The 10,742-nt window shown below is 68.6% G+C and carries 10 protein-coding genes, 1 tRNA gene and 1 pseudogene; 7 read left to right on the plus strand and 5 right to left on the minus strand.

Annotated features, from left to right (window positions below):
• Positions 1-225 (plus strand): hypothetical protein (locus KVS69_RS17075; protein ID WP_217539114.1); only part of this gene is annotated, 225 nt, incomplete at its 5' end.
• Positions 226-602: 377 nt separating this feature from the next.
• On the opposite strand, the gene KVS69_RS17080 is transcribed toward KVS69_RS17075, so the two are convergent.
• Positions 603-695, minus strand: a tRNA-Ser gene (locus tag KVS69_RS17080).
• Between the two features lie 135 nt (positions 696-830).
• Here KVS69_RS17080 and dnaX point away from each other — a divergent pair.
• The 4 genes from dnaX to KVS69_RS17100 are packed head-to-tail and all read left to right on the plus strand — an operon-like array spanning position 831 to position 4,062.
• Complete coding sequence (dnaX, locus tag KVS69_RS17085) at positions 831-2,741, plus strand: DNA polymerase III subunit gamma/tau (RefSeq protein ID WP_217539115.1); 1,911 nt, start codon at positions 831-833, stop codon at positions 2,739-2,741.
• A gap of 6 nt (positions 2,742-2,747) precedes the next feature.
• Positions 2,748-3,068: a YbaB/EbfC family nucleoid-associated protein gene (locus tag KVS69_RS17090; RefSeq protein WP_068849611.1), complete on the plus strand. Its 321-nt coding sequence runs from the start codon at positions 2,748-2,750 to the stop codon at positions 3,066-3,068.
• A gap of 2 nt (positions 3,069-3,070) precedes the next feature.
• Positions 3,071-3,667: a recombination mediator RecR gene (gene recR / locus KVS69_RS17095; protein WP_093533261.1), complete on the plus strand. Its 597-nt coding sequence runs from the start codon at positions 3,071-3,073 to the stop codon at positions 3,665-3,667.
• Between the two features lie 35 nt (positions 3,668-3,702).
• A complete protein-coding gene (locus KVS69_RS17100) occupies positions 3,703-4,062 on the plus strand; it encodes a histidine triad nucleotide-binding protein (protein WP_095363679.1) in 360 nt (119 codons plus the stop codon).
• 30 nt (positions 4,063-4,092) lie between these two features.
• Here the strand turns inward: KVS69_RS17100 and KVS69_RS17105 are convergent, their stop codons facing one another.
• From KVS69_RS17105 to KVS69_RS17120, 4 genes are read right to left on the minus strand one after another with little or no spacing between them, the layout of a single operon-like run.
• On the minus strand, positions 4,093-4,617 hold the full coding sequence (locus KVS69_RS17105) for a Slp family lipoprotein (protein WP_068849617.1): 525 nt from the start codon (positions 4,615-4,617) through the stop codon (positions 4,093-4,095).
• Positions 4,614-6,560 (minus strand): transglutaminaseTgpA domain-containing protein, encoded by a 1,947-nt coding sequence (locus KVS69_RS17110; protein ID WP_217539116.1) that lies wholly within the window; start codon positions 6,558-6,560, stop codon positions 4,614-4,616. The genes KVS69_RS17105 and KVS69_RS17110 overlap by 4 nt, the downstream gene beginning before the upstream one ends.
• A complete protein-coding gene (locus tag KVS69_RS17115; protein WP_217539117.1) occupies positions 6,553-7,467 on the minus strand; it encodes a DUF58 domain-containing protein in 915 nt (304 codons plus the stop codon). Before KVS69_RS17115 ends, KVS69_RS17110 begins: the two co-directional genes overlap by 8 nt.
• A 42-nt stretch (positions 7,468-7,509) precedes the next feature.
• Positions 7,510-8,463 (minus strand): MoxR family ATPase, encoded by a 954-nt coding sequence (locus KVS69_RS17120; protein ID WP_068849621.1) that lies wholly within the window; start codon positions 8,461-8,463, stop codon positions 7,510-7,512.
• A gap of 40 nt (positions 8,464-8,503) precedes the next feature.
• Here KVS69_RS17120 and KVS69_RS17125 point away from each other — a divergent pair, with 40 nt between their 5' ends.
• Both KVS69_RS17125 and KVS69_RS17130 read left to right on the plus strand, forming a co-directional pair.
• Positions 8,504-10,345, plus strand: a complete 1,842-nt coding sequence (locus KVS69_RS17125) for a glycosyltransferase family 39 protein (protein ID WP_217539118.1) — start codon at positions 8,504-8,506, stop codon at positions 10,343-10,345.
• A 33-nt stretch (positions 10,346-10,378) separates the two neighbouring features.
• Positions 10,379-10,742: pseudogene (locus tag KVS69_RS17130) on the plus strand (hypothetical protein); the annotation flags it as partial.

Here is a 10,742-nt window from a genome sequence, read left to right on the forward strand (position 1 = left end):
GAGGAGCTTGTCGACGAAGTCGCGAAAAATTACTACGGCACTGCAAACGATACTCAAGAACAGCGCGAAAAATTTTTGTTGAAGGTCGAGCCCGCCCGCGGCGTTGCTGGTCCGCGTTGGCTCAACCCTGAGGCAACGCAGCGGGTCCTGCGGAGGACGGCGCCCCACGCCGAAAGGCTGCGCGAAGTGAAGAAGGTTCAAGCCGAAGCCAACGGTGAGCCATGAAGCAAGTGCGTCGCCTCAAGGGTGGGCTTTCAGCCGCCTAGCCCAGCCCATCAGGGGTAGTAGGTGTTTCGGTAGGTTAGTTCCGGAATTGCTTGGCCGCAGCCGCAACTTGAAGGTCGCCCTTCGGCCGGGGTTGTTTGGTCCGGTTCCACGTCAGGTTGGTCGGACTTGGCGGGATGATGGCCGCTTCATTGCCGGGGATTGCGGGGCCCATCCATGGGCCCCGCCCCTCCGCGCGCAGGCGCGCGGAGGGGCCGGCCGTTCGGCTGGCCGGATTCGCTCCGGGCGAATCCGTCGAACCCGGCGTGGCTTCGATCAACCCGTCTCTCCGCCAGACCAATAAAAAAGCCGCCCAGTGGGCGGCTTCTTCATTGATCTGGCGGAGAGAGGGGGATTCGAACCCCCGAAGCGCGGTTTAGACGCTTACACACTTTCCAGGCGTGCTCCTTCAACCGCTCGGACACCTCTCCGGACCTGCTGCGATAACCCGCTGCAGGGGCGCAGATTCTAGCCGGGGAACGCGCGATGCACAAGCACCTTCACACATGGGCTGGGGGGCTGGACAGGCGTGGCACAATGGACGTCCCGATGAAGACGGTGGCCTGATGTCCTATCTCGTCCTTGCCCGCAAGTGGCGTCCGAAGCGTTTTGCCGAGCTGGTAGGCCAGGAACACGTGGTCCGTGCGCTCAGCAATGCGCTGGACAGCGGCCGGGTGCACCATGCATTCCTGTTTACCGGCACCCGAGGGGTCGGCAAGACCACCATCGCGCGCATTTTCGCCAAATCGCTGAATTGCGAGCAGGGCACCAGCGCCGATCCCTGTGGCCAGTGCCCGGCCTGCCTGGATATCGATTCCGGGCGCTACATCGACCTGCTGGAGATCGATGCCGCCTCCAATACCGGCGTGGATGATGTCCGCGAGGTGATCGAGAACGCCCAGTACATGCCCTCGCGCGGCAAGTACAAGGTCTACCTGATCGACGAAGTGCACATGCTGTCCAAGGCGGCGTTCAATGCGCTGCTGAAGACGCTGGAAGAACCGCCGGAACACGTGAAGTTCCTGCTGGCCACCACCGACCCGCAGAAGCTGCCGGTCACGGTGCTGTCGCGCTGCCTGCAGTTCAACCTCAAGCGGCTTGACGAGGACCAGATCCAGGGCCAGATGACCCGGATCCTGGCCGCCGAAGAAATCGAATCGGACCCGACCGCGATCGTGCAGCTGGCCAAGGCCGCCGACGGCAGCCTGCGTGATGGCCTGTCGCTGCTCGACCAGGCCATCGCCTATGCCGGTGGCGCGCTCCGCGAAGACGTGGTGCGCACCATGCTGGGCACCGTTGACCGCACCCAGGTGGCGGCCATGCTCGAGGCCCTGGCCGACGGCGATGGCGTGCGCCTGCTGCAGGTAGTGGCCGCGCTGGCCGAATTCTCGCCCGACTGGAGCGGTGTGCTGGAAGCGCTGGCCGAAGCCCTGCACCGCATCCAGGTGCAGCAGCTGGTGCCCGGCGCCCAGGCCGATGGCGAAGGCATCGATGCCGCCGCCTTCGGCCAGCGCCTGCGCCCGGAAGTGGTGCAGCTCTGGTACCAGATGGCACTCAGTGGCCGCCGCGACCTGCACCTCGCTCCCAGCCCGCGCGCCGGCTTTGAAATGGCCGTGCTGCGCATGTTGGCGTTCCGCCCGGCCGCTGCGGTGCCGCCGGTGCCGCGTGACCCGGGCACCGGGACCGAGGTGGGAAGTGGTTCGCGCGGTGCGGAGCAGGGTGGCATGGCCGCCGCGCCGGCCGCCGTGGCCGCGCCCGCCGCCGCCGTCGCCGCGCCTGTGGCCGCTTCGGCACCGGTGACCCCTGCGGCGCCCGTGGTCGCCCCGGCCGCGCCGAAACCGACGCCTGCGCCGGCAGCGGAACCCGCCGCCGAAGACGACCTGCCGCCGTGGCACCAGGCCGGCAGCGACGAGCGTGATGAAGCGTTGGCGGTGGAACTGGCCAGCCCCGACGCCGCCATGGCCGCGCCGTGGGAAGCCCCGCCGGTACGCGCGCCCGCGCCCGTCCAGGCGGTGGCACCCGCGCCGCGCCCGCAGGGCATCGCCATCAGCCCGTCGCCGGCGGCCGGCAACGCCGGTCCGGTCGCGCTGGCCTCGGCTGAAACTTGGCTGGAACTGGTCGCCCAGAGCCAGCTGAATGGTCCGTCGCGGCAGCTGGCCGCGCATGCGGCCTTCATCGGGTTCCAGCACGGCATCTTGAAACTGGCCGTATCGCCCGGATTTGAGTACCTGTGTTCGGACCGTTCGCTGGCGGCCCTGACCGAGGCCCTGTCGGGCCCGCTCGGGATGACCCCGAAGATCGTGATCGAACATGGCAACGCCGAGGCCGAAACGCTGCACCAGCGTTCCGACCGCCAGCGTGGCGAACGACAGCAGGCGGCCGAAACCGCCTTCATGGCCGACCCGTCGGTGCAGCTGCTGATCCAGCAGCATGGCGCCCGGGTCGTGACCGATTCCATCCGTCCTTTTGATGAGTAACACGACATGCGCGGCAACATCGCCCAACTGATGCAGCAGGCCCAGAAGATGCAGGAAAACCTGCAGAAGGCCCAGGAAGAACTCGCCAAGCTGGAAGTCACCGGCACTGCCGGCGGCGGCATGGTCAGCGTGACCCTGACCGGCGCCAAGGAGTGCCGAAAGGTGCGCATCGATCCGTCGATCCTGTCCGATGCGGAAATGACCGAAGACCTGGTCGCGGCCGCCTTCAACGACGCCTCGAACAAGATCGATGCCGAATCCAAGAACCGCATGGGCTCGGCCACGGCCGGCATGCAGCTGCCGCCCGGCATGAAGCTGCCGTTCTAAGCGTGAGCCTGCCCCTGCTCGAACAGCTGATCGAGGCCTTCCGGGTACTGCCCGGGGTGGGTCAGAAGACCGCCCAGCGCATGGCCTACCACGTGCTGGAGCGCGAGCGCGAGGGCGGCAAAAAGCTGGCCGAGGTCCTGGCCAAGGCGATCGAGCGCATCGGCCATTGCGCGCAGTGCCGCGATTTCAGCGAGACCGAAATCTGCGCGGTGTGCGCCAATGGCAGCCGCGAACGCCAGCAGCTGTGTGCGGTGGAATCGCCGGCCGACCGGCTGGCCATTGAAACCGCCACCGGGTTCCGCGGCGTGTACTTCGTGCTGCAGGGGCGGCTGTCGCCGCTGGACGGCGTCGGCCCGCGCGAACTCGGCCTGGACCAGCTGGAAGCACGGCTGGGGCAGGGCGAGGTGCAGGAGCTGATCATCGCCACCAGCGCCACCGTCGAAGGCGAGGCCACCGCGCATTACCTGGCGCAGCTGGCGCGCGCCCACAAGGTGCGGCCCAGCCGGCTGGCGCAGGGCCTGCCGCTGGGTGGCGAGCTGGAATACGTGGACCGCGGCACGCTCTCGCACGCGTTCGGCACCCGTACCGAAGCAACCTGACCACCGGCGTTGCCGGCAACCCTCAAGGTGACCCCATGTCTGAAGACACCCTGTTCGGAAAGATCATCCGCCGCGAAATTCCGGCCACCATCGTCTACGAAGATGACGAGGTGCTGGCGTTCAAGGACATCGCGCCGCAGGCGCCGGTGCACGTGCTGTTCATTCCCAAGAACGAAGCCATTCCCACGCTGGACGACGTGCAGCCCTCGCAGGCGCACCTGATCGGCAAGCTGGCGCTGGCGGCGGCAGCGTACGCACGCCGCGAGGGCTTCGCGCAGGATGGCTACCGCATCGTCATGAACTGCCGCGAGCACGCAGGGCAGACGGTGTTCCATATCCATCTCCACCTGTTGGCCGGCGCGCCGTTGGGGCACTTCGGTACGCCGAGTGCATGAAAAAAAATCGCCCCGAAGGGCGATTTTTTTTTACCACCAACCCCAACCGCGGTAGCCCCAGCCGGGACCCCAACCCGGGCCCCACGGGCCATACGGATAGACCGGCACCACATCCACCTGGCGCTGTTCCGGCCACAGGTAGATCACGTCGGCCTCCAGCTTGGGCAGGCGGTACTCGTAATCGCCGATGCGGGTGTTTTCGTAGCCGGCGATCTTGCCGATGAAGGTCACGTCGCGGCCTTCCTCGAACACGGCCGGATCGTAGAAGCCGGCACGGCAGGCCACGAAGCGGCCATCGCTGGCGTCGTTGGAACTGGTGTTCGGGCGGCCGCTGCCATTGAGCGGGCGCGACAGCAGCTGGAAGCAGGTCTGGCCCTGGCCCGGGGTGGTTTCGATGATGCGTCCGCCCCAGCGGACCGGCGTGCCCACCTGCTGGGTGGCGACCGAATCGCGTGGGCTGACCACGCTGAACTGCCCCTGCAGCGGTTTGGGGGCCGTGGCACAGGCGGCCAGCGCCAGCGACGCGGCAAGGGGAAGCAGGATCTTGACGTTCATGAGGTTGCTCCGGTGGACGGGCGATGCCTGTGCAGGTCACGCACGAGTGAAGGGTCGAGCTCAGCGCCAGCGTAGCGCGCGTGAACGAAACGCTGGCTGAGCGGAATCAACGCCGGGTCGGGACGTTGCCGGTGGACGCGCTGCGCCCACTCCGTGGCGGTTTCCGCAGGTTCCCGGGCCAGGCCATGCCGCGCGTAACGCCGCCCCAGCCGGTGCCAGGCCCGCAGCAGGGGATCGCGCTCGCGCTCCCCTCGGGCCAGCAGCCATGCCATCCAGCCTAGCGCGCCGCCTGCGAAGGCAATGAAAATGCCAACCAGCTGCGCCGGCTCCAGCTTGTCGATGCCAAGGGGACGCAGCAGCTGCTGCTGGCGGTTGGCGTCGAAGGACAGCACCAGGTCGTTCCAGCTGCGGCGCAGGAAATCTCCCACCTGGCCAAGCTGCAGCCAGCGGCCTTCCAGGGTGGTGCCGGCGCCGTCGCCCGGGCGGTCTTCCAGCGTGTCATAGATGCGCTCGGGCGCGACCGCCGCGGTCGGATCCACCCGTACCCAGCCGCGCTGCGGCAGCCACACCTCGGCCCAGGCATGCGCGTCCATCCGACGCACCACGTAGTAGTTGCCGTAGGGATTGCGCTGGCCGCCGGCAAAGCCGGTCACCACCCGTGCGGGAATGCCGGCACTGCGCATCAGCACCACGAACGAAGAGCTGAAGTGCTGGCAGAAGCCGGCCTGCTGGTCGAACAGGAACTCGTCCACGCTGTGCCGGCCCGGTGCCGGCGTTGAAAGCGTGTACGCGAAGCGCGAGCGGATCCAGTCCAGCGCCCGCGCCACGATGGCCGCATCGTTGCTGCCCGCCTCCTGCCGCCACTGCCGGCCCAATGCCGCCGTGCGCGGATTGAGGTCGGGCGGCAGCTGCAGCGCCAGCTGGCGCTGGAACGCGCTGAGCGGCTCGGTGTACGCCGCCGCCGGTGCCGACTGCAGGCGCCACCGGGTGAGTGCCGACAGGTTGCGATCGCTGCGCAGGCTGTAGGTGCCATCCAGCGTGGTGCCGGCCGGTGCCTGCAGGGGCAGGTCCAGCGCCACCAGCTGGCGGCGGTCGGTGGGCTCGTAGTCGATCTGGTAGTCCCAGCGCGCCGCGCCGCGGGTCACCGGCGGTGGCGGGCGTCGCTCGCTGTAGGGATCGCGGTCCCAGCGCCGACCGTCGAAGCGGGTCATCACCGGGCCGCGCCAGTAGCGCTGCTCAGGCGGGGGCGCGGCACCGATGAAGCTCACCCGCAGCGCGGTGGCATCATCGGCCATCAGGTCCAGCCACTCGGAAGGTTCCATGTGGTCGGACAGGCCGGGCTTGCCCACCGCGCGGTCCGGCAGCCCCCACAGCGGCTCGCTCAGCCGCGGGAACAGCCAGAACGCGGCCAGTGCCAGTGGCAGGCCCAGCGCCACCAGCTTGCCCACCCCGCGCAGCTGTTCGGCCAACGCGGCGCCGGGCGCATGCCCTTCCGCGCGCGCCAGGCGCTGCAGGGTGAGCAGCGTAGCCAGCGCCGCCAGTACCGCCAGGCCCATTGTCAGCGGGCCCTGGTCGAGCAGGAACGCAGCGAACGGGGCGAACAGCGCAAAGCCCAGCAGGCTGCGCGCATCGCGCAGGCTGCGCAGCTCGCTGGATTTCAGTGCCAGCATCGCCGCCAGCAGCGCACAGCCGGTATCGCGGCCCGGGCGGGCGCCCATCTGCCAGTAGATCGCGGCCAGCATGCCGAGCACCAGCAGCACGCGGACCGGACCGGGCAGCACGCGTTGCCCGGACACCAGTGCGGTGAGCACCGCCGCCACGGCGAACACGCTGGCCAGCAGCGGCGGCAGCTGCAGCAGCAATGGCACCAGGGCCAGCGCCGCGCTGGCCAGGGTCCAGCGGCGGGCGGCGGGTGACAGCAGCGGGGCGGAAGGGTCAGCCATGCGGCATCAGCGCCAGTGCGCGTTGGCAGAGGTGGTGGTGGCTGCTGCCCTGGCCGGGACCCAGCGCCGGTTGGCCGGGGAGCTGCAGCGTGTAACGGCGGCCTTCGCGTTCGGCCAGGTCGACCCAGCGCGCCAGCCGCGAGATCTTCATTTCCAGCGGCAGCGGACCCATCTGCCGCCAGTCCAGCAGCACGTCCACGCCCAGCGGCCTCTCGTACTCGCGTACCAGCAGCGTGTCGCGGCGTGCGGAGTGCTTCCAGGAAATGCTTCGCTGCGGGTCGCCCGGCCGGTAGGGGCGCAGCTGGTGCAGTTCATCGCCACTGGCATGCACGCGGGTGTGCAGCGGGTCGCCATCGCCCTCGGGCAGCGGCGGTGGCTGCTGCTCGGGCGCGGCGTAGACCAGCAACGGCGTGTCGGGCCACACCCATGACCATGCCCGCACCAGCCCCAGCGGCTGGGTGGTGGAAATGCGGATGCGCTCCACGTCCAGCCAGCCGCGACGCGTGGTGGGCAGCGACAGGTCCACTTCGATCTGGTCGGTATCCACCAAGTGCCCGTAACCCTGGCTGTCGCCCAGCGCCAGCACCAGGCCGCGACGCACGCGCGTATCGGCACGCGACAGGTTGATGCGCAGGCGCAGCGTGGCGCCGGCCACCACCGGTTCGGCCGACACCGCATCGATCTGCAGGCCCGACAACTGCAGGTGCGCGCTGAGCGCGCTGGCAACGGCCACCGTGGCCAGCAGCAGCGCCAGCAGCAACGCCGGGTTGTTGTTGTAGTTCAGCGCGCCCAGCAGCATCGTCCCCAGCAACAGGGCCACGAACAGGCCGAAGCGGGTCGGCAGCACGTAGATGCGGCGGCGGTCCATGCGGCGCGGCAGGCTCTCCGGCTGCCGTGGCCGGGCCATCAATACCAGCCTGCGCCAGCGGTCTCCCCAGCCGCTGCGCACTCAGTCCACCGGAACGGTCTGGAGGATGGCGCGGGCCAGCGCCGGTCCGGTGCTGGCCTCGGCTTCGGGCACCAGCCGATGTCCGGCCACCGCGATGAACAGCGTCTGCACGTCTTCGGGCACCACGTGGGTGCGGCCCAGCAGCAGGGCATGCGCTTTGGCCGCACGCAGCAGCGCCAGTCCCGCGCGCGGCGACAGGCCGACCCGCACGCCGGCGTGCTGGCGGCTGCGCGCCAGCAGTGCCTGTACGTATTGGATCAGCGCTTCGCTGGCATGCACCTGGCTGACCGCATCGCGCAGGGCACGCACCTGGTTGTCATCCAGGCAGGCGGTGGCCTGTGCGATCAGGTGGCGACGGTCGGTGCCGCGCAGCAGCTCGCGTTCGGATTCGGGGTTGGGATAGCCCAATGCAAGCCGCAGCAGGAAGCGGTCCAGCTGCGAATCGGGCAGCGGGAACGTGCCCGAAAGATCCACCGGGTTCTGGGTGGCGATCACGAAGAAGGGATCGGGCAGTGGATGGGTCACGCCATCAAGGGTGACCTGCTGCTCGGCCATCGCTTCGAGCAGCGCGCTCTGCGTACGTGGCGGCGCGCGGTTGATTTCATCGGCCAGCAGCACATGCGTGAAGACCGGGCCGGGATGGAACTGGAACTGGCGACTGGCCGCCTCATAAACCGAGACGCCGAGCACATCGGCGGGCAGCAGGTCCGAGGTGAACTGCACGCGCTGGAAACCCAATCCCAGGCTGGAGGCCAGTGCGTGGGCCAGCGTGGTCTTGCCCAGGCCGGGCAGATCCTCGATCAGCAGGTGCCCACCGGAGAGCAGCGCGACGAATGCCAAGCGGACTTCATGGGCCTTGCCCAGCACAAGCCCATTGACCTGGTCCTGTGCGTTGCGCAGGGACTGTCGCAGTTCTTCGGGTAGCATGGCGGGCACGCGGGGCGAAGTATCCATGTTCGTCTCGTGTCGATGATTCCTTCGATTCTATAGAGCAATGCAGGGCGAACAACGCGCACGCACAATTTTTTTGGTGTTGTGGACGCTCATCACGGCCGTCAAGCTCGTGGTGGCCGCGCGTCTGCCCCTGTTCGTGGACGAAGCGTTCTATTGGCAGGAAGGCCAGCACCTGGCCGCCGCCTATTCCGACCTGCCCGGGCTGACCGCCTGGCTGGCGCGCCTGGGCGTGGAGCTGGGCGGCAACCACGTGCTGGCGCTGCGCCTGCCGTTCCTGGCGATCGGCGCGATGCTGCCGTGGATGGTCTCACGCATCGCCACCCGCTGGTTTGGCGCGGTGGCGGGCTGGCAGGCGGGCAGTCTGACCGTGTTGATGCCCCTGTCGGCCACGCTGGGCATGCTGGCCGTGCCCGATGTACCGATGGCGCTGGCGGCGGTGCTGTGCCTGGATGCCGGCGCGCGCCTGCTGCGCAACGTCGATGCGGCGGCGGCGGTGAAGCTGTCGTTGGGGCTGGTGATCGGCGCGCTGAGCCATTACCGCTTCATCGGCGTGATCGTGGTCGGTTTCATTGCCCTGCTGCTGTTGCCGCAGGGGCGGCGCACGCTGCGTGACCCGCGCGTGTGGGTCGCCCTGGCGGTGGGCGTGATGGCCTGGCTGCCGCTGCTGGCGTGGAATGCCGACAACCAGGATGCCGGCCTGAAGTTCCAGGTGGTCGAACGCCACCCGTGGGCATTCCAGTGGAGTGGCCTGTGGTTCCTGGTGATCCAGCCGATGCTGGTCACGCCGATCCTGTGCATCGCGATGTGGAAGGTGGCATTGGCCGGCACCCGTTCCGGCGGTGGCGCACGTGCGCAGTGGCGCTACTTCGGCCTGGTGGGTGCGGTGTCCACGCTGGCGATCTTCGCATTGGGCTTCTTCACCGACGTGGAGCGCATCAGCTTCCATTGGCCGTTGCCTGGCTACCTGGCGCTGCTGGTGGCGGTGCCGGTGGTGCTCAATGGCTGGCCGCGCTGGCTGCGCCGCACCGGCTGGTGGCTGGCCGGGGCAGGGCTCGCACTGGCGTTCTCGTATTACCTGGTGGCCTCCAGTCCGGGCCTTCGCGAGCAGCTGGCCGGCGACAAGTATTACCCGCGCAATTTTGCCGGCTGGGCGCCGCTGGCCGATGAGGTGCGCAAGGAGCTGGCGGGCATGCCGCCGGGCACGCGCGTACTGGCCGGCAACTTCAAGGTAGGAGCCGAGCTGGGCTTCCAGCTGCGCGATCCACGCATCGAAGTGCTGCGCCACCCGCTCAACGACAAGCACGGCCGCACCGCGCAGCTCGGCCTGTGGGGCCTGCTGCACGATGGCCAGCGCGATGCGCCGATGCTGCTGGTGCTCTCGCCCAGTGACCAGCGTTACCGCGACCTGCTTGAGCGCTACCACGACATCTGCGCGCAGGTGGGGCCGTTGCCGCCGCCGCGCGTGGTCAGCCAGGACCATGGCTACCAGCGCTTCCTGCTGTTCAAGCTGCCTGCGCAGCGCATCGATGGCCCGTGCGTGACCCCGGCCATGGCCTGGGTGGATGCCCCCCTGCAGGATGAGACCGTGGCCGGGCGCATGGACGTGCGCGGGTGGGCGTTCAAGGACGGCGTCGGGCTGTCGCGCGTGGCGCTGTTGATCGATGGCCAGCCGGTGGGCGATGCGGTGTACGGCCGCGCGTATGACATCACCGCCGCGTGGAAAATCTCCACCGATCCCCAGCACCCGCGCGTGGCCTTCGATGCCACGCTCGACACCCGCCAGCTCGCGCCGGGCAAGCACTGGCTGGGCATGACGCTGTATGGCAACGATGGCAGCGTGGAGCAGTGGCAGGAACAATCCTTCATCGTCCCCGAGCGCTGACCGGGCCGGCATTTTTCACGGAAGAAGAGATCCATGCGCGACGCGTTGCCTGCTGCTGCCTTTCCCGCTGTTGCCGTACCTGCCACCACTGAATCGCGCGTTCTCGCACGGTTGACCCGCCTGCTGTGGTGCAGCGCGCTCGCGGTCACCGTCGTGGGCCTGGCTGCCATGGCATGGCTGGCGCCGCGCGTGCTGTATGCCGACCCGTGGCGCTTTACCCAGAGCCTGCTGGAGCTGCCGTGGCCACGCAACGTGCTCGCCTCGGACAATGGCCACCGCGAGATCCTGCCCAATCTGGTGCGCTACGCCGAACTGGTCTGGCTGCAGGGCAACCAGTGGCTGCAGATCATCACCGGCATGCTGTTGGCCGTGCTGTCACTGGCGGGCATGGCCTGCA

This window comes from Stenotrophomonas sp. GbtcB23, from assembly GCF_019091045.1.
Classification (GTDB): domain Bacteria; phylum Pseudomonadota; class Gammaproteobacteria; order Xanthomonadales; family Xanthomonadaceae; genus Stenotrophomonas; species Stenotrophomonas rhizophila_A.